The organism is Nonlabens xylanidelens (assembly GCF_002934445.1).
Taxonomy (GTDB): Bacteria; Bacteroidota; Bacteroidia; order Flavobacteriales; family Flavobacteriaceae; genus Nonlabens; species Nonlabens xylanidelens.
Genome location: NZ_PTJE01000002.1, coordinates 387282 through 411214, shown reverse-complemented (window position 1 = coordinate 411214; position 23933 = coordinate 387282). Strand labels below are relative to the sequence as shown.

Genomic DNA, 23933 nt, shown 5'->3' with positions numbered 1-23933 from the left:
AGCCAGCAATTAATTATGCACGATGTAAGTGATGAGCTATGCAGTTATGCTGGATTAACACCTATAATAAGGCAAAGCGGAACGAGCATAAATGGAAGAGCATGAATAAGTAAAATAGGTAACCAGAAATTAAGAAACCTACTGTTTATGTGCAGTTTTAATGCTTGTAAATACAACAAAGCATGCAAGGCAATTTACGATCGGATAGTAGCGAAAGGAAAGAGTAAAAAACTAGCTTTAATAGCTGTCTGTAATAAGCTCTTAAAACAGGCTTTTGCTATAGCAAAATCAGGATTTAATATATGATGACGGATATAGAAGTGTACTGGTTAGAAATTAAGTGAAATTCGCTTGTTTTTTACCACAGTTCTTTGTTATGTACTGGCATTATTTGTATTAATCATTCTTTGAATCTCTTCAAGCTCTCGGCTATGTGTTTCAACATTGTAATTCCGATTTTTACCAAAAACAAAGACATCTTCATGGTCAAAAATCATACACCAATTTAGAGTTTTATCCCAAATAAAGTCATCAGAACTATAAAATATACTTTCAGAAAGTTTGATTAGCATTTTCCAAGTTAATATAAATCCCCAATTAGATTCACTAAGTAGAAAAACTTTTTGATCAAAGGGTATACCTCTGTTGTATAGCCATTTTTTCATTTTTTTGAAGTCAATATTATTTAAAGGTAATTCCTCAACTTGCTCAAAATACTTTTCAATGGCGCTAGTAGACCGTAAATACTTTTGAGTTTGTTTGAATTCCCTTAAAAAGCGAGATGCTTTAGAATTCAAAGCAATTATTTGATCCTTATGCTCTTTGGTTAGATTTTCAGATTTAAATTTCCAATTAAGTGGATGACTTGATAAAGGAACGGAAAAAGTATCTAAATTTTCTAATGTAATTCTATTTTTCATTTAGTTCTCAGCTTGTACATAACGTGATTGTATATGGTTTGTTGCGTGGTTTAAACACCTAATTTAGCAAATAAAAACCGAATAGAAAATCCGCGAGAATTTTCGTAAGTACGCTAGAACTAGCAATAAATTATATACGGCGTTAGCGTTTCGTGCTTTATTACTTATTATACTTAGAAAATATTTATTGTTTGTAATTTTGGTTTTTCTCCAAGTTTTAACCAATTATCAAAAATTATATATTTCAATGCTTCTTCAATTACAAATAGTTTTTCTCCTGAACCTTTTGTTGGAACTTTTTTAATAAAAGGATAAATTGATAGGTATTCCAGACCAACATATGAGTCTGGAGCATACTCACTTTTAGATATAGGTATAATTGCACATTTGTTTGTGTTTCCATCAACATATCCTAATTCCCATGGCATCCATTTTGAAACAGTTGCATTAGTTGAAATTGCAAGTAATAATGTTTTGGAAATTTTCAATCTATTCTGAATTAATTTTGCAGACGATTTCGTCACATTTGTTCTATCTAAATGAGGATCAATTATCCAATCTACATAAACAGAATAGCCTTGGTTAGTTAATTCAATATACAGTCCTTCTACTTCATTTTTATCAAGAAAGCTATGAGAAAGAAATATATCAAAACTTGTGTGGATTTTTTTACTTTCATTCAGAACCTGTCTACTGAAAAGCACAGTCTTTCTTTCAGATAAATTTTTTAAATATCGACTTGTGTATAAAGGCATAATTCTATTTTAAATTTTTAATATGCTTAACCCAACTTAGAATTAATTCTTGCAATTCTGGAGTTAGTTCTTTTTGTAATTTTTTTAAATCAAATTCAAAAACGAAGGAACCACTTGTTTGAGGGTCTAATATTCCTTCACCATAAACTTTACTTTCTTTCAATATTAAAATAGGTAAATCTGCTTGATAAGCCATTCCTGCCTCTATTTGAATCCAAGGAGAGGAACTATATTTATGAATAAATTCTTTAGAGTCTTCAGAAAACTCCTTTTCATAACCAATAAAACTATGATGTCTTTCTAAACCAATTACTATAGCTGCTTTACAAGTATCCATTATTTCTTTAATCGGTTTTAATGGACTTTGAAAATTCCAATTATTTTTCCCTAGATTGGTTGGGTTTAACTCATGCTTATCTAATTCAAGATTGATCAATGATAGAAAATTATCTTGTTGTTCATTGTATGGAGTTGGATGCGAAATAAATACGTTTATCATTTTTATGATTATTTTATTATACTAATAAACCATTAATTTCATAGCTTATTCCTTGATCAAGTGTTGTTTCTTCAAAACTTCTGATTTGGACTTCTTCTAATTTTAAAACTGATGGTTTGATATTTGCATGAAGGTCAATAGCAGCTTGAAACTTTAATTTTGTAAGTTTTTCAATTAACGAAACAGGAACTTGATAATTTTCATCCTCCTTAAATTCGAGAAACGGTTTGAGCGAAGATATTTTTTCTTCCACTCCAAACTCTCGAAAACCAATCTCATCAATCAGATTATCTTTTCTTAATGGATTAATTTGTCCCATTAAAAAACCTGCTTTATAAAGATTGCCATCTTCCTTCAAGTAATAGATTAATTTCCAAAATAGAACAGGAATTTTGAAAACTGAACCGTCATAAAGTTTTTCTTTAAATTCAGGGTCTAAATCATCTAATACAGGGCCAGTAAAGACAGATACTTTTATTGGCTTAGGAACTCTACCTTTTATAATAACAGAATTTTCTAAATATTTCCAAGGCCCATTATTTAAAGAATCATGTTGTGGTGCAGCATTAGGATAAAAGAATGTGCTTATTGCTGCATTTTTTGCTTCATCTTTATTTCCATTCATATCCCATTGAACATCTTCTCTTTTAGTCATATGACCTTTTTCAATGGTCGCTGCTTTAATTTTATTGAATTGTTTATAATCATTAGACGTTAGTTGCTCGCCCTTACTAATCCTTTTATCTCCTTTAAAATTACCTGCTCTGGCAACTTTCTCGAATTTAGTTCTATAAATGTTACTTGCACTAATAATAGGAACTCTTCTGCTCTTACTTTGTATTACACTATAATAGATATAATCTAATTCATATTTCGCGGTTTCTTTATTAATTGCAATGTCATGAATACACTCCTTGCAATCAGGTATTTCGACCACATTGTTTTTACCTAAAAAATGAATATTATACCCCTTCATGTTTTTACATTTATATTCTACTTTCACGAACTAATCTCCAATAATGATGTCCTAAAGAAGTCAGTTTACACGCTTTAGAATGCATTGCCGCAAAATACATATGCTCTTCACCAATTGGAACTATTAAACCTACACCTTCTAATTTTTGAAGATTCTTAAAAATTGCTACATTTACTGGGTTAGCGTAAGGTTCTATTACTTTATGATCAACATCATTTGAGTTGGTATCCTCAAATGAGGGATCTAGTTGCAAGCTATCTGAAGGAGAATGAAAATATTCAGTTAGTTTTCGAAGAGTGCTAAGTGGAACTTGAGGAATTACACTTCTTAATTCAACAAACTCAGTTACATTAGTTTTAAAAACAGGTCTCTGCTCGTGGACACCTAAAGCCTGATCAATATAAGCATATAAACCACCTGGGGAAATCTGGCCTCTAACATCTGCTGCACCTCCTTTTAAACCCTCTATTAAAAGATTTGTAAAAACACCATGACCATTTATTTCTTTTGATGGTTCATCTTCTCTTGAGGATGTAAGGATTGAAGTTCCCGTTTTTATATGTGTTATACTTCCATCTTCAACAGGCATGGCAAAACTTCCTGCTTTACAACAATCAAGAATAATTACCTTGTTTCTTATTTCTGATTTATTGGCTAATTTTAAGATATAATTCATGTCAATTCCTTCATCATATCTTTTGTGATCAGGCGTTACTAAAAAGCCGCCTAATTCATTTACATAGCCATGTCCTGCAAAATATAAAAGGCACATATCAGCACTAACTTCAAAAAAACTCGAAATTTCAGTTAATAATTCAGATTTCGTACCAACATCATAAAGGGTTTTTACTTCAAAATTAGTTGTGTCATTTCCATTAACTTGTAGTAACTCAGAAATGATTTTAGCGTCGTTAACAGCTCCTTTAAGAGGGTGGTTTGGATAATTGTTTATTCCTATTACGAGTGCTTTTTTTAACATTATAATTTATATTAAAGAGTGTCTATAAAGTTACTTATGTTAGTATCTGACCACACTTTGGTGTTTACACCTACTATATTAGTACGATCATAGGAATATGCATAAATGCCTAAAATTTTCTTCCTTTCATCTTTCGCACATTGTATCTCCCATTTTTGGCCAGTCGATTTTAGAGAATTCTTGCTTACAAGAATAATAACTCCATCAGAACGTCTAATTCTTGTTCTAACTCTAGCTTGCCAATCTTTGTCGTATGCCTGTTTCACAGACATATCTATGAATTCATAAGGTGACCTTGGATGAAGTGATTGACCTTTTAGTAAACTTCTTTGATTTACATCTTCTATTGCAAATGCAATGAATAAAACTTTTTTATCTGCCATAATATTTAGTTTTTATTTTTAAAATTATTTATAAATTATTAACGAATTTTTCTAAGTTATTCCAGTTCCATTCAATTACTCTTTTGCCTTTTAATTCTGTCGGAATAGCTCCTTTGTTATTTTTAAAAATATGCATTCCTATAATTTTTACTCCTTCTTCTCTAGCGCATTGAATTTCCCATCTTGCACCTCCAGCAAGATGTGTTTTTTTACTTAATAGTGCGATTACACCATCACATTGCTTAATTTTTGTTCTACATTTCTTCTTCCATTCACTTTGTTTCCAAGCTTTTTTTGCTGACATATCAATGAAGTAGAATGGTGAGTTTTTCTTTTTTGCTTGTTCAACTAAATAATTTCTATATTCAATATCCTCAATCGCAAAACTTATAAAAACTTTTTTGCGCCTCTCATTTTTATTTTCTTCGGCTCCTAATAACCATTTTAATAATCCCATCTATAACTTATTCAAAATAAACCAATCATTATGCGTCAGGGTGCATTCTTCGCATGAACGCTAACGGTTTTGTATATCGCTTGTAGCGTGCAAATTAGCGATAACTATTCGGTTAAGCACGAGCCGAATTTTTTAATTTTCTTATTACCTTTTCTTTTCAATAAGCCAAATTAAAAAATTTGGCGGACTAGCAAATATGCCTTAACTTCGATTCAGTAAATAACTAGCTATGAGCTATATACGTTGTTGCCATTAGTTTTATTCCGCAATCCAATTCAATAATAGCTTAAACGGCATTGTAAGAATAGCAAAAACAAAGTCCATTAAAAAACCAACGATTGGAAGGATTAAAAATATCCACCATTTGTATTTGAATTTTGTCGTAATTCCGCTCGTTAAATTTTCCCAAGCAATAATAATCTTGTCTCTGTAATAATATAAAATTAATAAATCAGCTAAAATCATTCCTCCAATTCTAATGGGAAGTGCAAAACCTTGAACAGCTGTTGTAAAAGCTATGTCTATAATTAAAATCTGAGCCAAGATTGATAAAACTATTAAAGCCCCAATCAATACTGTTCTGTTAAATATCAATAGTATTCCGCCAATAATTTCCAAAATTCCAGTTGCAACATTGAAAAAAGTACTTCTTCCAAATAGATGCCAAGCAACATAAAAACTATCAATATCCTTAATTGGATGTTCCAATATTGATGGGTCGTAAACTCCAAACTGGCTTAAAGTTAATTTACTCCAACCATAATTAATCATATAGAAAACCAAATACCAGCGTAACGCTAATATTCCAAAGTCAATTATCTTTTCTTTTTTCAATTGGATGATTGTTTTTTTAAATTAATGGCAACGTGTTTGTATATGGTTTGTTGCGTGGTTTAAGCAACTAATTTAGTAAATAATAACCGACCAAGAAAGTCCGCGAGGATTTTCGTAAGTAGGCGAGAAGCCAGCAATTAATTATGCACGATGTAAGTGATGAGCTATGCAGTTATGCTGGATTAACGCCTATAATAAGGCAAAGCGGAACGAGTATAAATGGAAGAGCATGAATAAGTAAAATAGGTAACCAGAAGCTAAGAAACCTACTGTTTATGTGCAGTTTTAATGCTTGTAAATACAACAAAGCATGCAAGGCAATTTACGATCGAATAGTAGCCAAAGGAAAGAGTAAAAAACTAGCCTTAATAGCTGTCTGTAATAAGCTCTTAAAACAGGCTTTTGCTATAGCAAAATCAGGATTAATATATGATGACGGATATAGAAGTGTACTGGTTAGAAATTAAGTGAAATTCGCTTGTTTTTTACCACAGTTCTTTGTTGGCAATAGTATTTTTTATTCAGTTTGTTTTTCCTTTACAGATTTCAGAGTGTCAATTTTCGGAATTTCTATAATATCAGATTCTCCATCTATTGAGTAAAATTCTAATTCAGTCGGCATTTGGTCAGTTCCGAATATAGATATTCCAATTAATTCTCCGTTTTTACCTTTTCCAGTATAGTCAATTTTTAAATTTTCATTTTCCTGAACTTTAGATTCAAAATTTTTCCCAAACATTATGGTTGGACAATTTCCGCAACCACATCTCGCAATTACTTTCAGGTTTTTGATTAAGTCAGTCCATTCTGTTTTTTCTTTTTCAAATAGATAAGTCAGAAACTCAATTTCAGCTTGATTTAATTCTCTTTTGTCTTGAATACTATATTCCATTATCAAACTATTTTATCGATTGACTTTAAGTCAACTTTTAGTGCTTTGAGAATTGTTTTCGCTAAATCTTTATCATTTTTTTTTGCTTGGTCAAAAATATCCATTAATCCTGAAACATAAAGTCTTTCGTTGACAGTCATTCCGTCAATTCCAATTATTCCACTTGCTTTTTCGTATATCGTTTCGAGCGTCATTTTTATATTATTGCCAACGTTAAATATATGGCAAGTTGGGCAGAAAATAAGCAATTACTTTCGGTTTAGCTACAAGCCAAATCTTTTGTATTTTGTTTTAATTTTTCTCTTTTAATACCAAATCAAAAGATTTGGCGACTTTGCAAATAGACAATGTACTTTCGGTTAAACACTAATCGCCCAATTTGCTATATATAGTGTTGTAAATAGTTATTTTTTCACGCCCTTAATTCCGCTAGCACAACCGAAAAAATATTCAATGTACTCAACTTCAAAATTTACTCTCTTAAAAATCTCAAATACATTTTTAGAATTCCCGAACTCTTGTGTGTAAATACCTAACATTTTATAGGTCTCTGGACTTCCTAAAAAAACTTTTCCTAAAATCGGAATAACGTTCTTTAAGTAAAACATATAGAACGGTTTTAAAATTCCAATTTTTGGTATTGAAACATCAATTAATGAAAATTGCCCATTTCGTTTTAGAATTCGGTCAATTTCATTGGCAAGATTTAAAAGTTGTTCATCATTAAATGTCTTTAATCCAAAGCCAGATATTACATAATCAACAGATTCGTTTTCGATTGAGTTATCAAATACATTTTCTTTTAGTAATTCTATTTTAGATTCGCTGAATTTTGCTTTTCTTTTTTCAGCTCGGTCAATCATTCCAGATGAAAAGTCAAGTCCAATTAATTTTGAGTTACTATCCGATTTCTTTAGGATATATTTCCAACATTCTCCCATTCCAGTCATTAAATCCACAACAACTTTTCCACCTTCGATTTCAATTTCCTCTACACATTGTCTTCGCCATCTTTCACTAAATCCAAATGACGTTATGTAGTTTACTTTTGTATAAGAACTCGACATTTTATCAAATAACTTTTCTACAAATTTTGGTTCGTAAATTTCTTTCATTAAGTATGGTTGGTCATAATTATTTACAACGGAATTGTATAAGAATAGTAGGGCTGAAAATAGACAGTTACTATTCGGTTAAACACAAGCCGAATTTTTAAATTTTTCTTATTATCTTTTTGTCTAAATAAGCCAAATTTAAAAATTTGGCGACTTCGCAAAAATGCACAGGCAGTTGAATTAAGCGCTAATTGCCCTATTATTTTTATACGGTGTTACCCACCGTTTTTATCCACTAACTTTATCAATCATTTTTTCAATTCTATCATCATTTTTAACTCTGTCAATAAATTCATTAAAATCTTCGCCTGTAACTGGTTTCTCATCAGACTGTAAATAAAGGAATGAATTGTCTTTATTCGGGAAAATAATAATTGTTTGACCAAATCTTAAATCAAAGGACTTTAAGTTTAAAATCAAATATCCAGCATCTTCTGGACTTTTAATTCCAACAAAACTGTAAGTATTATTCAGTTCGAGTTGGCCTTGAATTGTCAGATATGGAAAATTTCGTGAAGAAACATCTCCATTTACTTGATAATCTTTTTCCTTTGTATAAAAAATTATTGTCAGTTCGTGTTTGAAAATAAACTTGTCCTCTTTTCCGCCTGTATTTTCTCCAAATGATATTCCAGAAAAATGAGAGTTATCAATTTCAAAGTTGAATGGTTTATTGAAAACATAATATTCATATTTCTCAACTGGAAATGCCAACGAATTTATTGGTTTTGAATTTGTATCTTTTAACCACTTTTTGTCGTTATTGAAAAGTTCCATATTCCACTTTTCAGGAATTTGATTGTTCTTTGCTTTCGTTTCTAGACTGTCGACAACATTCTGTCCGATACAACTTGTAGCAGTTGCGAATATTAATAAAATCAAAATTTTCTTTATCATCAGATTTTTTTCAAATGGTGGGTAACGTCTCTGTATATGGCTCGTAGCGTGCAAATTATAAAATTATTTTCGGTTTAAGCACGAGCCGAATTTTTTAATTTTTCTTATTATTTTTTCTCAATAAGCCAAATTAAAAAATTTGGCGGACTAGCAAATATACCTTAACTTCGATTAATCAAATGACTAGCTATGAGCTATATACGTTGTTGCCACCAGTTATTATCAGAAATCAGCTTCGTATCCGTGGCCGTTTCGTCCGTAAAAAATCAACCATTTGGCTAAGGAATAAACGATATGTAATTTCCATTCGATTTGGTCTTCTTCTACTTCAGGTGGAAGTTTCTGGTCTTTTAAATATTCAAGATTATTCTCAGTCGCAATCTTGTCCGCAATTTTCATCAATCTTTTTCCATAATCGAGAGATTCTTCGGCAAGTTTAGTTTCCCAAGCTTCGTTAACTAAATCTTCTCCGATTAAATCAACACAATCAGTTAGGAATTGACCTCTAAAAACATTTTCATCTTGACCTAATGCTATATAGCAAGGAACTCCATCTTGTTCTTTTGCTAAAGGGATTACATAATAGCCTTGATGCTCTGATAAAAACACTTCATATGACGGCTTTTCCTCCAACTCATCATATCTTTCTTGTAGCCACTTGTCAGCTTCTTTATCTTTTCCAACTATTGGTGCTTTAATAGTCTCATAAGTGGTAATTATATTCTCTAACCATTCTTTAATTAATTCATCTTTCGTCGGATATTTTTTCCCACGTATTTTATCAATCAAACTTGGTTTAGGGATATTATCCGAATTAACCATTTCAAATATTTCTTTAAACCTCTTTTCAAAACCTTTTTTCGGTTTTCCCATAGGTCTCATATCTAATCCCATATGTTTTTTTTAATTGGTGGCAACGTTCAGTATAAGAAATCGTAGGGCTGTTAATAAGCACTATCGTTTCAGTTTATCACTTAGCTAAATATAAATATTTTGCTTTTATCTTTTCTACTATAAACGCCAAATTTTATATTTAGCGGACTTCATTAATATGCCCAAACTTTCGGTTAAGCCACAAATGCCCTATGTTTTTTATACACTGTTGTGCTTAGTGCTTTATTCCTTGTTCAAATCGAAAGCCATTTTTATAAATTCAGATACGCTTTTTCCTAAAATTGCTCTTCCTGCATCGTGAGGAAATTCCAATTTATATCGTCCGCTTGCAGAACCATTCAAAGCAAAGTCCAAACCATCAATCGTTACAATGCACCAATGGTTTTCTCTACATTCGATAATTACTTCGTCAGCGTAAAAAGGCCAATCTCCATCATATTCAGTTTTGTTTATTTTTCTCGACTTATAATTTGGATTTATATTTCTTTGTAATTCGTCAATTACAGTTCTTTTATGTTCTTTTTTAGGTGTTTGCTTATATCTTGTAGTTTGACTTCTATAATCTTTCTTTCCGAAATCTTTATCGTATAACATACCAAAGTCAAAAACTGTTGTTGCAGATAATTGCAAACCTTTTTGTCCTAAACATTTAAAAATAAATTGTCTTGATAATGCAGAAACAAACTTCTCAAATATGATAATAATATGATTCGTTATTTTTTGATAAACTTCGTGATTTAAGTCGAAGTTCATTAGTTTTTCGTAGTCTTTTTTGTCAAGAAGTTTATTTTCAAAATCTTCCCATAATTTTCTTGTATTAATTCCAATTCGTGTATTATCAGTAATCAAGTCGAAATTATGATATCTTGCTAATTTCCCGAACTCAGAAAGAATAAAAAGAAGTTCTTTTAAATTTGAATTCGTAAGGATAAATTCATTGTCTATATCAAATTGTGGTCTATCGAAGTCGAAGTAATAATTGTCTATTATTTCCTTTAGTAACTTTTCTAAATCGTGTCCTAAGTTTTTAAGATATCTAAAATTTGGTAGCTCTTGATGTTTATGATAATGTCCTATACAAATGTAGGCTTTCATAAATCTTTCAAATCCTTGTGATAAAAGCTGAAAAGGAAGGAAGTAAAAGTCGTTATTGAGGTTGATGTTTTGAAGTTCGCCAAAACCTAATTTAATCAACTTGTCAGAGGTTTCAAATTCCTCTAAAAGTGCAAACTGTTTTATGTTTTCGATTTCTGGCATTCGGTTTTTTCGGCATTAAGCACAACTGTTATATATAAGCAATTTAGTAAAAAACCATTAACTAACCCTGCCATATGGGTTGTATATAAGAACTTTTTTGTGACATTTTATGTATTGCGGTTTTAGGTGTATATAAGAATTTTTTATTATTAAACGTTTAATAACGGCTAGAGCTTCTTTCATTTCTAGACCTAAAAAAGACCAACGCATCTGGTTGGTCTTATAAGTGTGTGTTGTGTTGTAATGTGTTGGTTAGATGTTCAGCTTTCGCGCAAGCGGTATCTATAGTATAGTTATTTTATGTGTCTAGACTGTAGGGTAGGTGCTGCCGTTTATTGGGGTATTAAAATGTTGGGTCTGGCTGTTTGCGCTGGTCCCATTTAATATCGCTCAAGGCGCTTGCTTTTATCCCTATAAAGAAGAACCAGCTGTTACTGGTACCTATAGGTGTCCAGTTAAAACTCATGGTAAAACTTTCTAGATCGCGCTGAAAACGTAGGGTGGTAAAAGACACACCTTTATTTGCAAAATCATAACCGGTGTTACCACCTATGGACCATCGTGGGGACAGTTCTAGGTCACCGCTTACCATAAGACTTTGCTGGTTGATCTCGTTCTGGCGCTGTGCGTTGTTATAGGTCATGGTGTAGGCAAAGTTGAGTGACCACGGTAAATCAAATTTATAGCGGTCTTTATTTACGTCTACGTCTTGCTTTAGGGGCTCTTGTTTTTGCTCACGACTGTAGTCTATGGACTGGCCGAAGAGGTCGTCATCGCGACCACCATTTTGCTGGGTGCGCTCATTAGATTTTTCTTTATCACTGTCTTTATCGCCTTTTTTAAAGTCTTCACTACTCAGTTTAAAACTGGTACGTATTCCTGCTCGTGTAAGTCTAAATAAACTACCGCCGTTATCTATATTAAAGGTATCGATGCGGTTGTTGTTATTATCTAGGGCATAGGGATCTAGATTTGCGTCAAAGTTAAGGTCTATGTTCTTAGTTATGGGTATGACACCACGTAGGGTAACTGGACTCCAGTTAAGGGAATCTCCTGCAATATTGTATGAGGTGTTAAAGGATAGTGATTTAAGTACTTGTACCTTGCGTAGATCGGTTTTTGTAGAATCGCGATCGCGCACTTTGGCCTCTATGTTGTTTTGTATACCTAGACTAACGCTACTAGAAAAATTACGTCCTGGTGCACCGAACAAGGTTCCTTCAAAACGGCTGAAGAATTGCTCTTCTTCGCTAGGAGCGTCTAGACCTTGCTCTGTTAATATACGGTCGTAGTATTGCTCAAAACTAGGATTTGCACTGTAGCTTAAATTAGGACGTATGATGTGACGTATGGCTTGGATTTTTGATTCTGGATTTTTTGATTTCCAGCTACCATAAACGGTAGTACCTACACTGGCTCCATAGCTATAGGTGCGGTATGCGTCAAAACCGCTTATGGTGTCTGTCACGGTTTCAAAAACACCGTCTTCATCTTCTACAAATTTCTGTCTGAAGGTTTCAAACACCCAGTTTTCTTGAAAGTTGGCATTGGCACTGAAACTGAAGTAGCCTGCTTTAAAGTTAGTCGCTATCGGTATGCTGTGTTGTAAACCAGAAACGGCGTTGTCAAACATTTTTTCTGTCAGGAAATCGTCTCCATTTGTGGTAATACGATTTTCACCTCTTAAATTGTACTGTAAATTTATATTTTGAATCACTCCTTTTTTTACACCTTCTTTGGGTGCAAATGGATAGACTCTTGAGACACTACCTTGTAGAGTAGGTAGGGTTAGGTTAACGACGTCTGTGTTGGTGTTCTGGTTTTGTGTTATACTGGCGCTCAAATTTACTTGCGGCTCTCCACTGAAGGATTTTGAATAGGATATGGAACTGCTCAGGTTGTTTACTAGTGTGGCGCTCTGGTTGATCTGGTTAAAGGACTCTCTATAAAACTCACTACTACCCAGGTTTACACTGGCGCTAAATGTGGAACTAGGACTGGACTTGCTGTCTTGTGAGTGCTGCCAGTTAATGTTGTAACGAGAGGTTTGTGAAAAGTCAGAAAAACCACGCTCGCTTTGCAGTTGGTTTTCAAAAAGGAATCTTAAACTACCGTTATATTTATACCGCACGCGGTAATTGCTCTCTACTCGTGCACCATAACTACCGTTTGTAAAATAGTCTCCTAATACGGTAAGGTCCATGTAGTCGTTAACGGCAAAATAGTAACCACCGTTTTGTAAAAAATATCCCTGCGTGTTGTTGTTACCGAAGGATGGGATAACGACACCACTCTTGCGCTCTGTAGTCATAGGGAAATAAGCAAAGGGTAAACCTAGCGGTGTAGGCACATCTGCAATGTACATGTTTACCAGACCGGTGACGATCTTTTTACCTGGGACAAATTTTATTTTACGTGCCAGGAAATAATATTCTGGATTATCTGGATTCTTAGAAGTGGTAAAACGTGCGTTTTTCATGTAGAAAACAGAATCGTTTACCTTTTTAGTCACGTCTGCCACGACATTAAACTCTCCTTGCGTGGTGCTAGAATTATAGGTAAGCGCTTTTTGAGAGTCTTTATTAAATACTATAGAGTCTGGTTTAACCACATTGGTACCTTGTGTAAAGACCGGTTTTTGTGTGTAACCTAGAGAATCTTGCACGATACCATAGGCTGTTATATTACCAGTATTGTTATTAATAATTATGGTACCGGCTTCTATGGTAATGTCTCCATAAGTGATTTTTGCCTCGTTATAAAGGGTAACGGTATTTGCTCTTCTATCGATGCGTTTATAGTCCTTTGCGGTAGATTCTACTACATATTCTAGAACTGCTTTGGGCTTTTTTATAGAATCGTTAACGACGGTGTCGTTCTCTTTTTTAAGGTCTTCTATATCAACCACAGTTTTGGCAGGCTTTTTTTCTGCTTCTTTTTCAGTAGGTTGTGGCGCTGGTGCTGGTATAGGTGTACCAGTTTCTGGTAGCTCTTGTGCTATTGCAGTAGCAGCACTTAATAAAAAGAGCGTTAAAAAAATTATATGCTTTAAATGTAAATGCAATCTAGGTTGTACTATTTTCGTTGTTAGAAATGGTCTGGTTTTTGAAATGTCAAAACTACATATAAATTTTAAGCGTTTTTTGATAATTACGCTTTCGCGAAAGCGAATTAATAAACAACACATTCACAACTCATAAGTTTAATATGAAAACGAAGTTATATCTTATTATTGCCTTAATTATTATACCAGTGTTATCGATTGCAAATATACCCATCGATTCTACAAAAACTAATGTTAAAAAGGTTTTTACCGTTGTACTAGATGCAGGCCATGGTGGTAAGGACTCTGGTAAATTTGTAGCCAATACAAAAGAGTCGGATATAGCGCTTAAAGTTGTTAAAATACTGGGAAAACAACTCGAGTCGCATGCCGATATTAAAGTGGTTTACACGCGTACGACAGATAAATTTCTAGAATTATATCAACGAGCAGACATAGCAAATAATGCAAAAGCAGACCTTTTTGTGTCGGTACACTGTAATGCTGCCGCGGCAACACAGGCCAAAGGAAATGAAACATGGGTGCTAGGAATACATAGAAATGCAGATAATCTAGAAGTGGTACAACGAGAGAATTCTGTTATCTTATTAGAAGAAGATTATAAGGAAAAGTATGTGGGTTTTGACCCCAATGATCCATCTAGCTTTGCTACTAATCTTATGATTCAAGAAGAATACCTGGATAATAGTATAGAAATGGGTGCAAACGTTCAAAAACGATTTGCCGAAGATTTAAAGCGTAAGAATAGAGGTGTGAAGCAAGCAGGATTTGCCGTACTGAGACTTTCTTATATGCCTAGTGTCCTTATAGAGACTGGTTTTCTAACTAATAAAGAGGAGCGTACGTTTCTTAAAAGCAGCGCTGGACAGAAAAAAGTAGCAGCATCTATTTATGACGCGGTACTGGATTATCAAAAAAATAGAGATATCAACCTTTTTGAAGTAGAACAAATAGATACTTCTAGTCCTACGGTTATAAAACCAGCCGCTAGTAATGCTATTTATAAGGTGCAAATAAGTGCGAGTAGTAAGAGACTTGAAGCAAAGTCCTACAACTTTAATAAGCTGCCAGAAATCTCTAGAGAGAAGGATGGAGGTATATATCGATACTTTACTGGTAATTTTTCTAGCCTAAAAGAGGCGTCAGATTTACGCAAAAAAGCAATCGTAAAGGGTTATAAGTCAGCGTTTATCGTGATTTATGAGAATGGAGAACGTCGCAGGTTGTGATAACTCATAAAAAAATGTTAGTCCATATAAATTAAGCTTGCCGTATCTTTACCTTCGTAGAAAAGGATATAAATGAAATTTTCAAAGGAAATTAAAGTAGGAATGCTTACCGTAGGAGCAATAGCACTCTTTATTTTTGGGTATCAATATTTAAAAGGTCGCAATCTTTTGAGTGATGATCGTTCCTTCTATGCCGTGTATGATAATGTAGAAGGACTTACGTCGTCTGCACCAGTGACTATTAACGGTTTACGTGTCGGTAATATCGATAACATAGACTTTTTAGACAGTTCTGGTAGATTGCTGGTTAAGTTTCATGTAAATGAATCTTTCAAATTCTCTTCAGAAAGTGTAGCTTCTGTTTACAGCACCAGTATTATAGGTGGTAAAGCACTAGCGATTGTACCTAATTATCAAAGTAAAGCAAGACCTGCGCAACCTGGTGATACTCTTAAATCTAGTACAGACGAGGGATTACAGGGTAAGGTTATGGAAGAATTTTTACCTTTAAAGGATAAGATAGAAAGCATGATTGTTAATGCAGACTCTGTTCTTTCTGCAGTAAATCAAACACTAAATCCAGATACTAGACTTGCGATTACTAACAGCCTAGACGAAGTAAATAAAACGCTTGTAGAAATAAGAGGACTTTCTAAAAATGCAAGCTCTTTACTAGCCGATAACAAAACAGAACTTAATAGTACGATTAAGAATCTAGATGTGACTACCAGAAACTTTGCCGCTATATCTGACACACTAGCACAAGTAGAAATAGCTGGTACGGTAAAAGAATTAGAAAATGCAATTTCTAAATTTAATGTAGTTCTAGACGATGTAGCATCAGGTAAAGGAAGTCTCGGTAAATTAATGACCGATGATAAACTTTATAACAACCTAGAAAGAACCACACGACAGGCAGAAATGTTGATGCAGGATATCAAATTGAATCCTAAGCGTTATGTGCATTTTTCTGTATTTGGAAAAAAGCCTGGAGAGTATGAAAAACCAGAAGATAGAGATCAATAATTGACCATGGAATATATACCTAATATTATTTTTACATTACTCCTTATTGCTGGAGTAGGATTTTTTGCGAGCAATATTAAAAAAATGATTCGCAATATTAAGCTAGGAAAAGAAGTAGATCGCTCTGACCGTAAAGGAGAACGATTTGCACAAATGGCACGTATCGCTTTAGGGCAATCTAAAATGGTGCGCCGTCCAGTTGCTGGTTTCTTGCATATAGTAGTTTATGTAGGTTTTGTGATTATTAACATAGAAGTCCTAGAGATTATCATAGATGGTATCACAGGACAGCATAGAATATTTGCTCCTTTCTTAGGTGGTGTGTACGATTTCTTGATAGCAACGTTTGAAATCCTTGCATTTTTAGTTCTAGCATCGGTTATCGTTTTTTGGATAAGAAGAAATGTAATGAACATTAAACGTTTCATTATGGGAGAGCTTAAAGGCTGGCCTAAAAATGATGCGAACTATATTCTTTATTTTGAAGTAGTTTTAATGTCGTTGTTTTTAATCATGAACGCAGCAGACTTAACCATACAACAAGGTGTTCTTGCAGGACAGTTTACTAGCGAGGCAGCATTACATTATATCAACGCAGGTAGTTTTCCTATCAGTGGTTTTATAGCGCCGTTATTTGATGGTCTAGGTTTTGAAACTTTACATATTATTGAAAGAACTTGCTGGTGGTTGCACATCGTAGGTATTCTTATTTTCTTAAACTACTTGTACTGGTCTAAGCATTTACACATTATGCTTGCGTTTCCAAATGTATATTTTGCAAAACTTACTCCTAAAGGGCAGTTGACTAACATGGAGGCTGTTACTAAAGAAGTAAAAATGATGATGGATCCAGATGCAGATCCATTTGCAGCACCAGATCCAAGTGAGGCAGACGAAGTTCCTGCAGCGCTAGGAGCAAATGATATTTTTGATCTCGATCAAGTACAATTACTTAACGCATATACCTGTACAGAATGTGGACGTTGTACGTCAGAATGTCCAGCAAATATTACTGGTAAGAAATTAAGCCCGCGTAAAATCATGATGGAAACTCGTGATAGACTAGAAGATGTAGGTGCGGTAATTAATAAAGAAGGTGAGTGGAAAGATGACGGTAAGACCTTATTAAACGACTACATCACACCAGAAGAATTATGGGCTTGTACTACATGTAACGCATGTGTAGAGGCTTGTCCTATAGGTATCGATCCATTAAGTATCATAATGGAGATGAGAAGATATTTAGTATTAGAAAATAGTGCGGCACCTACAGAACTTAATGTTACTATGGGTAACATAGAGAACAATGGTGCGCCATGGCCGTATAACCAAATGGACCGTTTAAACTGGTCAAAAGAGTAAATTATGAGTGAAGAACAGTTTAATGAAGCCCTTAATGAAGATGGATCTCTAGCTAGTCCAGTACTTCCAGAAGGAGTAAAGAATTATTTAATCGATATAGACGGTACCATTACAGAAGATGTGCCTAATGAAGAACCAGAAAGAATGGCGACTTGTGCACCATTTCCTGATGCTTTAAAAACGCTTAATGAATGGTATGATCAAGGTCATGTGATTTGCTTCTTTACTTCTAGAACAGAAGAACACCGCGAGGTGACTACAGACTGGTTAAATAAACATGGATTTAAATTTCATAGTTTATTAATGGGTAAACCTAGAGGTGGTAATTACCACTGGATAGATAACCACATGGTAAGAGCGACACGTTATACAGGTGAGTTTACACACCTGGTAGAAAAAGAAGTGACTATAGAGGTTTTTAAAAACCATAAATAATTTGTAGGATTCGCTTTCGCGAAAGCGAGATCCCTCTAATTAATAATAAAAATTTATACCTATTCTGAATTCATACTGTTTGGATTCTTAATTTTTAAGATATGAGTAATAATTTAGTAGTACCTACAGCAGCAGAATTTATAGCGCAAGGCAAACAACCAGAGGTTTTGTTCTGGGTAGGATGCAGCGGTAGTTTTGATGATAGAGCAAAGAAAATAACAAAGGCTTTTGTAAAGCTTTTAAATAAGGCAGGTGTAGAATTTGCAGTTTTAGGAGCAGAAGAAAGTTGTTCTGGAGATCCTGCAAAACGTGCTGGTAATGAGTTCTTATTCCAGATGCAAGCCATGATGAATATCGAGGTGTTGAATGGATATGGTATTAAAAAAATAGTAACGGCATGTCCACACTGTTTTAATACGCTTAAAAATGAATACCCAGAATTAGGTGGTAACTATGAAGTAGTACACCACACTTCTTTTCTTAAAGATTTAATCGCAGACGGTAAATTAACCATAGAAGGAGGGAAATTTAAAGGTAAGAAAATCACGTATCACGATCCATGTTATCTAGGTCGTGCAAATGATATTTATGAAGCGCCACGTGATTTAATTGAAAAACTAGATGCGGCACTTATAGAAATGAAACGCAGCCGTCGCAACGGTTTATGTTGTGGTGCTGGTGGTGCACAAATGTTTAAAGAGCCAGAAGAAGGTAATAAAGACATAAACGTAGAACGTACAGAAGAAGCGGTAGATACTGGTGCAGAGATTATTGCTGCAGGATGTCCTTTCTGTAACACAATGATTACAGACGGTGTTAAGGCGGTAGAAAAAGAAGGTCAGGTAGAAGTAATGGATGTAGCAGAATTAATAGCAAGCGCAGCAGATTTATAAATGAGAAATTTATTATTACTTAGTATCGCATTTCTTGCAACAGTAGTTGTAAATGCACAGGAATTTGACAAAGAAGCAATAACAAAACTATCTAATGGTGTTTGTGAATGTATTGAAGGTAAAGAAGGTCTTGATACAAGAGAAAAAGCAGAATTAGAATTTGGTCGTTGTATCATGCAAGTGTATTCAAATGATCAGGAATATTTTAATGAAAAAGGACTTGATATAACAAATCCGCAGAAATCTCTTAACATAGGAAAGCAGGTAGGTGTAACACTAGCATCAACATGTGAAGAGGCTTTACCTATTTTTATGATGATAGCTAGAGATGTTAGACAAGCACAAGTATCATCTGAAGAAGAAGAATACGATGAGCAAGAATACATCGAGTTTACAGGTAAAATAGTAAAATCTGACGATAAGAAATTCACCTCTTTTGAAATAAAAGATGAAGACGGCCGCAGGCATAAAGTTTTATGGCTTACTTATGTGGATAATGACGAGTTACTAGAAGACGCTGTAAAGGGTAAGAAATCTTATGTATTTACCGCAATGGAACTCGATATTTATGACCCACGTATAAGGGAATACCGCAACATGTTAGTTCTGGATAGAATTGATACAATAGAAGAGTAATTGAAAGAGAAATTAGATTATAAAAGCATCGTATTATCAGGAGCATTCGGTGGTCTAGTGTATGCCATAATCATGTCTATATTTTATCAAATTACTGAAGACACAGGTTTTAGCATTCTCAAGTTTGCTGTAGATTTTATAATGTTCGGTTTATTAGTAGCTGGTATTATATGGTGGTCCATGAGAAATAGCAGTAAAAATAAAAAATAATGAGTTTATTTAACTTTGATAGAGTGCCAGTAAAGACACGTTTTATCTACGCATTATTAAGCTCTGGTTTAACTACTTTATTTTGTTACATCATATTTACCGTTTTTGATATGGCAGACTTTGATTGGGGATACTACATTTTCTTTTTCATAGCGATGTTTATCTTTGGCTTTTTTAGTTCTGGTTATTCCATAAATAAAAAGAAAAAGTAATGTTTACAAATAAACAGAATAGAGCATCTCTTAAAGCGAGATTGATTTATACCATTACGGTTACGGTAATATTTACTTGTATTATGGAGTCGTATGATTACTTTTTTGATGACGAGCCCTTTAACCTCAAGGCTTCTTTGCTCTCTTCTCTTTTGTTTGGGGTTTTATTATTTTTAATGAGTTACTTTACTTTAAAAGCAAAAAAATAAATTATGCACGCAAATTTCAAAGATCTTCCAGACGATGCTAGAGTATGGATTTACCAAGCAAATAGACCTTTTACCACTGATGAGATCAATGAGCTAAAACCACAAATGGATAATTTTTTACAGAAGTGGACTGCTCATGGTAAAGATCTTAGAGCAGGTGTAGACTATCCATATAATAGATTTATAGTGATAGGTCTGGACCAGTCAGAGGCTGGTGCGACAGGTTGTTCTATAGATGCAAGTGTGCGTTTTATACAGTCTATTGAAAAAGCATATCGTGTGGATTTAATGGATAAGATGAATGTTACTTTTAAAAATGGGCAGTATGTCGCACATAAAGATCTAGCAGATTTTAAAAAAATGTGTAAAGCAAAATCGGTTTCTCCTAAAACCATAGTTTTTAATAATCTAGTAGAAACAGTAGGAGAATATAAAGAACACTGGGAAATACCGGCAAGCGATAGCTGGCATTCTAGATTTTTCTAGAAAACACCTTTTGTTATGACTAGAGTAATCGCCTTTATCGATAAATTTAAAGTGGTTATAGCGATCTCCATGATATTGATTATGATATCGACAGTTAGTTTCAGTTACCTGAATACTAAAAGTTCTGAAGAGTGTTTAGAAACAGCACAATTTATCTGTCCAGACGGTATTGCGAGTTATCATCACAGCAGTGATTTTTTTGAAGGAGATAGTTGCACTTGTGAGTGTCTTTAAGGTATAATTTTAGTTCATAAAACAGTTAAAAACCAGCTTACTTTTAAGCTGGTTTTTTTATGCAGTCCTTTTGTTTTTCGGTATCTTTCGAGTAAGGAACGATTCTTGGTTTCCTTATTTAAAATTCTGGATATATTATATGAAATTTAAAAATGCATCATTGCTTTTGGTAGTGTTAGCTTTCGCGAAAGCGTACACATCACAAGCGCAATTAACTAATAACAAGCCTCTTATTGCTGCAGATTCTATCGCCCAAATGCATTGGGTAGATAGTGTTTATAACAGTCTATCTCAAAAAGAAAGGATAGGGCAGCTGTTTATGGTAGATATGTTTTCTAATAAAGGAAAAGCTCATGAAGACCATGTGCGCAATCTGGTAGAGAAACATAAAATAGGTGGTGTTATTTTTTCTAAAGGTAGTCCTGTAGAACAAGCCTATTTAACTAACGAGTTACAAGCAAAATCTAAGACTAAAATGTTAATCGCAATGGATGCAGAATGGGGTCTCTCCATGCGTCTAGAAGATACGTATGCTTTTCCATGGAATATGACGCTAGGTGCAACGCCAGGTAATACTTCTAGTTATGAAGTGGGACAGCGTATAGGTGAGCACTGTAAAAGACTGGGCGTTCATATCAATTTTGCTCCTGATGTAGATATCAATACAAATCCTAAGAACCCTATTATAGGGAATAGAAGTTTTGGTGAAGACATGTACAATGTGACGGATAAAGCTGGTGCTTTTATGAAAGGAATGCAAAGTACTGGTACACTAGCTTGTGCAAAGCATTTTCCTGGTCATGGAGATACAGATCAAGACAGTCACAAGACGTTGCCTACGGTAGATTTTAGTGCAGAGCGTATAGATAGTGTAGAATTATATCCTTATAGAAAGTTGATTAAGGAAGGTATGGCTAGTGTGATGATAGCACATTTAAATATACCTAGTCTAGAACCTCGTGCTGGTTATCCTACAAGCATTAGTCACAAAGTAGTGACTGATATATTGAAAACTAAATTAGGTTTTAACGGTCTTATTTTTACTGATGCTCTTAATATGAAGGGTGCAAGTAACTTCAGCGCACCTGGAGAGATTGATCTTGCAGCTTTTAAAGCTGGTAATGATGTGCTACTTATTTCTGAAAATATACCGAAGTCCATCGCAAAAATTACAGAGGCTATCGCCAGCGGTGATGTAACAGAAGAACGACTAGCTTATTCTGTAAAGAAAATTTTAATGTCTAAGTATGTGGTAGGTCTTCATGAATATAAGCCTATTGTTATTTCTAATCTAGTAAAGGATTTAAATACAGAGCAAGATGACGTGGTGTATGAAAATGCTATATCTAAGGCAATTACAGTACTGAAAAATAAGAATAATATCTTACCTCTTCAAAATCTAGAAACTAAAAAAATCGCTTATGTAGAATTAGGAGATGATAGTGGAGATGTGTTTTTTAAAGAATTGAATAGGTATACTAATGTCGATAAGGTAGTAGCAGATAAGTTAGATGTACTGCTTACTATGCTAGAAAAATACAATACGGTTATTATAGGGCTGCATAGAAGTAATGCAAATCCATGGAAATCATATCGATTAAAACAGCACGAGCTAACGTGGTTGTATGAAATAGCGAGAAAACACGATGTAGTTTTTGATGGTTTTGTGAGACCCTATATGCTAGATCAGATAAAAACTACCGAAAATTTTGAAGGTATAGTCATGTCTTATCAAAATAGCAAAATGAGTCAAGAGGTGAGTGCGCAAATTATTTTTGGCGCGAGAGATGCTGTAGGTACATTGCCAGTAAGTTCTGGATTATTTAATGTTAATGATGGTATAAAGGTTAAGAATGTAAAACGTCTTTCTTATGGACATAATCCATCTAGTGTTGGGTTAGACTCTCGTATGGTGGCAAAAATAGATAGTATTGCTAAGTATACCATAGATGGAAAAGGAGCGCCAGGAATGCAAATTTTAGTGGCTAGACACGGTAAAGTGATTCTAGATAAAACATATGGTTACCATACTTATAATAAAAAAAGTAAAGTAAATGAGAGTGATGTGTACGATATCGCATCGGTTACTAAAATTCTGGGAACATTACCGCTGGTTATGGAGTTAGAAGAGTCTCATGTAGTATCTCTAGACGATTCTATTTCTAAATTAGATATAGACTTGACTAGTTCTAATAAAGAACAAATCACGGTAAAACAAATGCTGTCACATTATGGTCGTTTTAAGCCATGGATACCGTTTTATATCTACACGCTAGATTCATTAACTAAACTGCCGTTGTCTAAATACTACAGTAATGGACCGCAGCAAGGGTTTGATATACAGGTGGCAAATGGAATGTACACAAATATACAGGTACAAGACACGATATTTAATCGTATTAAAACAAGTGATTTAAGAAAAAAGCTAGAATATAAGTACAGTGATCTTCCTTATTACTTAATGAAAAAATATATTGAAAAGCATTATAATAAAAATCTTGATGAATTAACTCAGAATCATTTTTATGAATCTCTGGGTATGAATCGTACTGGATATTTACCACGCGATAAATTTCCTTTGAATCAAATTGTTCCTACAGAAAATGACACCCTTTTTAGAAGACAACTCGTACATGGTTATGTGCACGATCAAGGTGCTGCCATGCAGGGCGGAATAGGTGGTCATGCAGGATTATTTTCTACAGCAAATGATGTGGCAAAAATGATGCAAATGTACATGCAAGGCGGTACCTATGGTGGTAGACAGTATTTTACACCAGAAACCATAGATAAATTTAATACCTGTTATTACTGTGAGAACGATGTGAGACGTGGTGTAGGATTTGATAAACCACAATTAAAAGTATCTGGACCTACTTGTGGTTGTGTAGGTAAAAGTAGTTTTGGTCACAGTGGATTTACCGGTGCTTACACCTGGGCAGATCCTGAAGAAGAAATAGTTTATGTATTTTTATCTAACCGCGTGCATCCAGATGCTGGAAACAGGTTTATCATTAAAGAAAATATAAGAACTAACATACAGCAAATAATCTATGACTCGATCATAGACTAAAAATAT

General features: G+C 33.9%; 27 protein-coding genes and 2 pseudogenes. 14 read left to right on the top strand and 15 right to left on the bottom strand.

The genetic code is table 11. From position 1 onward, the window contains the following. Positions 1-33: 33 nt before the first annotated feature. A pseudogene (locus tag LY01_RS15260) lies at positions 34-340 on the top strand (transposase); the annotation flags it as partial. Between the two features lie 34 nt (positions 341-374). Here LY01_RS15260 and LY01_RS06930 read toward each other — a convergent pair. The 8 genes from LY01_RS06930 to LY01_RS06895 form a co-directional block, all read right to left on the bottom strand. After that, on the bottom strand, positions 375-920 hold the full coding sequence (locus LY01_RS06930) for a hypothetical protein (RefSeq protein ID WP_104515097.1): 546 nt from the start codon (positions 918-920) through the stop codon (positions 375-377). Between the two features lie 173 nt (positions 921-1093). Next, entirely contained in the window at positions 1094-1675 is a 582-nt protein-coding gene (locus LY01_RS06925; protein WP_104515096.1) for a toll/interleukin-1 receptor domain-containing protein, read from the bottom strand. A 4-nt stretch (positions 1676-1679) separates the two neighbouring features. Then, a complete protein-coding gene (locus LY01_RS06920) occupies positions 1680-2174 on the bottom strand; it encodes a hypothetical protein (protein WP_104515095.1) in 495 nt (164 codons plus the stop codon). A gap of 16 nt (positions 2175-2190) precedes the next feature. Continuing rightward, on the bottom strand, positions 2191-3150 hold the full coding sequence (locus tag LY01_RS06915) for a DNA/RNA non-specific endonuclease (RefSeq protein ID WP_146080380.1): 960 nt from the start codon (positions 3148-3150) through the stop codon (positions 2191-2193). Positions 3151-3160: 10 nt separating this feature from the next. Continuing rightward, the gene (locus tag LY01_RS06910) at positions 3161-4129 is read right to left on the bottom strand and encodes a caspase family protein (protein ID WP_104515093.1); all 969 of its coding nucleotides are present in this window, start codon (positions 4127-4129) and stop codon (positions 3161-3163) included. A gap of 11 nt (positions 4130-4140) precedes the next feature. Then, positions 4141-4512 (bottom strand): TIR domain-containing protein, encoded by a 372-nt coding sequence (locus tag LY01_RS06905; protein ID WP_104515092.1) that lies wholly within the window; start codon positions 4510-4512, stop codon positions 4141-4143. Positions 4513-4540: 28 nt separating this feature from the next. Further along, a complete protein-coding gene (locus LY01_RS06900; RefSeq protein WP_104515091.1) occupies positions 4541-4969 on the bottom strand; it encodes a TIR domain-containing protein in 429 nt (142 codons plus the stop codon). A 258-nt stretch (positions 4970-5227) separates the two neighbouring features. Continuing rightward, complete coding sequence (locus LY01_RS06895; protein WP_104515090.1) at positions 5228-5803, bottom strand: DoxX family membrane protein; 576 nt, start codon at positions 5801-5803, stop codon at positions 5228-5230. Between the two features lie 161 nt (positions 5804-5964). Between LY01_RS06895 and LY01_RS06890 the strand changes: the two are divergent. Next, positions 5965-6270: pseudogene (locus LY01_RS06890) on the top strand (transposase); the annotation flags it as partial. Positions 6271-6320: 50 nt separating this feature from the next. On the opposite strand, the gene LY01_RS06885 reads toward LY01_RS06890, so the two are convergent. The 7 genes from LY01_RS06885 to LY01_RS06855 form a co-directional block, all read right to left on the bottom strand. After that, positions 6321-6695, bottom strand: coding sequence for a hypothetical protein (locus LY01_RS06885; RefSeq protein ID WP_104515089.1), 375 nt, complete (start codon positions 6693-6695; stop codon positions 6321-6323). A gap of 2 nt (positions 6696-6697) precedes the next feature. After that, positions 6698-6889 carry a hypothetical protein gene (locus tag LY01_RS06880; protein ID WP_104515088.1) on the bottom strand — a complete coding sequence of 64 codons (192 nt, stop codon included), beginning with the start codon at positions 6887-6889 and terminating at the stop codon, positions 6698-6700. 210 nt (positions 6890-7099) lie between these two features. Further along, positions 7100-7810, bottom strand: coding sequence for a class I SAM-dependent methyltransferase (locus tag LY01_RS06875; RefSeq protein ID WP_104515087.1), 711 nt, complete (start codon positions 7808-7810; stop codon positions 7100-7102). Between the two features lie 228 nt (positions 7811-8038). Next, positions 8039-8707, bottom strand: a complete 669-nt coding sequence (locus LY01_RS06870; protein WP_104515086.1) for a hypothetical protein — start codon at positions 8705-8707, stop codon at positions 8039-8041. A 222-nt stretch (positions 8708-8929) separates the two neighbouring features. Continuing rightward, complete coding sequence (locus LY01_RS06865) at positions 8930-9601, bottom strand: hypothetical protein (RefSeq protein WP_104515085.1); 672 nt, start codon at positions 9599-9601, stop codon at positions 8930-8932. A 222-nt stretch (positions 9602-9823) separates the two neighbouring features. Then, positions 9824-10858 carry a hypothetical protein gene (locus LY01_RS06860; protein WP_104515084.1) on the bottom strand — a complete coding sequence of 345 codons (1035 nt, stop codon included), beginning with the start codon at positions 10856-10858 and terminating at the stop codon, positions 9824-9826. A gap of 343 nt (positions 10859-11201) precedes the next feature. Further along, entirely contained in the window at positions 11202-13922 is a 2721-nt protein-coding gene (locus LY01_RS06855; protein WP_170034545.1) for a putative LPS assembly protein LptD, read from the bottom strand. A 143-nt stretch (positions 13923-14065) separates the two neighbouring features. On the opposite strand from LY01_RS06855, the gene LY01_RS06850 reads away from it, so the two are divergent. From LY01_RS06850 to LY01_RS06805, 12 genes are all read left to right on the top strand, one after another. Then, positions 14066-15151 carry an N-acetylmuramoyl-L-alanine amidase gene (locus tag LY01_RS06850; RefSeq protein ID WP_104515083.1) on the top strand — a complete coding sequence of 362 codons (1086 nt, stop codon included), beginning with the start codon at positions 14066-14068 and terminating at the stop codon, positions 15149-15151. Between the two features lie 72 nt (positions 15152-15223). Beyond that, positions 15224-16177 (top strand): MlaD family protein, encoded by a 954-nt coding sequence (locus LY01_RS06845; RefSeq protein ID WP_104515082.1) that lies wholly within the window; start codon positions 15224-15226, stop codon positions 16175-16177. Positions 16178-16183: 6 nt separating this feature from the next. Beyond that, positions 16184-17539 carry a (Fe-S)-binding protein gene (locus LY01_RS06840; RefSeq protein WP_104515081.1) on the top strand — a complete coding sequence of 452 codons (1356 nt, stop codon included), beginning with the start codon at positions 16184-16186 and terminating at the stop codon, positions 17537-17539. Positions 17540-17542: 3 nt separating this feature from the next. Next, positions 17543-17974 (top strand): LNS2 domain-containing protein, encoded by a 432-nt coding sequence (locus LY01_RS06835; RefSeq protein WP_104515080.1) that lies wholly within the window; start codon positions 17543-17545, stop codon positions 17972-17974. Between the two features lie 101 nt (positions 17975-18075). Continuing rightward, entirely contained in the window at positions 18076-18867 is a 792-nt protein-coding gene (locus tag LY01_RS06830; RefSeq protein WP_104515079.1) for a (Fe-S)-binding protein, read from the top strand. Continuing rightward, positions 18868-19503: a hypothetical protein gene (locus tag LY01_RS06825; RefSeq protein ID WP_104515078.1), complete on the top strand. Its 636-nt coding sequence runs from the start codon at positions 18868-18870 to the stop codon at positions 19501-19503. After that, on the top strand, positions 19504-19713 hold the full coding sequence (locus tag LY01_RS06820) for a hypothetical protein (RefSeq protein ID WP_104515077.1): 210 nt from the start codon (positions 19504-19506) through the stop codon (positions 19711-19713). Continuing rightward, positions 19713-19925, top strand: coding sequence for a hypothetical protein (locus tag LY01_RS06815; protein ID WP_104515076.1), 213 nt, complete (start codon positions 19713-19715; stop codon positions 19923-19925). Before LY01_RS06820 ends, LY01_RS06815 begins: the two co-directional genes overlap by 1 nt. Beyond that, on the top strand, positions 19925-20134 hold the full coding sequence (locus tag LY01_RS15005; protein ID WP_146080379.1) for a hypothetical protein: 210 nt from the start codon (positions 19925-19927) through the stop codon (positions 20132-20134). Before LY01_RS06815 ends, LY01_RS15005 begins: the two co-directional genes overlap by 1 nt. 3 nt (positions 20135-20137) lie before the next feature. Then, positions 20138-20620, top strand: a complete 483-nt coding sequence (locus LY01_RS06810; RefSeq protein ID WP_104515075.1) for an ABC transporter ATPase — start codon at positions 20138-20140, stop codon at positions 20618-20620. 15 nt (positions 20621-20635) lie between these two features. After that, positions 20636-20854, top strand: coding sequence for a hypothetical protein (locus LY01_RS15000; RefSeq protein ID WP_146080378.1), 219 nt, complete (start codon positions 20636-20638; stop codon positions 20852-20854). A 139-nt stretch (positions 20855-20993) separates the two neighbouring features. After that, complete coding sequence (locus LY01_RS06805) at positions 20994-23927, top strand: glycoside hydrolase family 3 N-terminal domain-containing protein (RefSeq protein WP_104515074.1); 2934 nt, start codon at positions 20994-20996, stop codon at positions 23925-23927. Positions 23928-23933 lie beyond the last annotated feature (6 nt).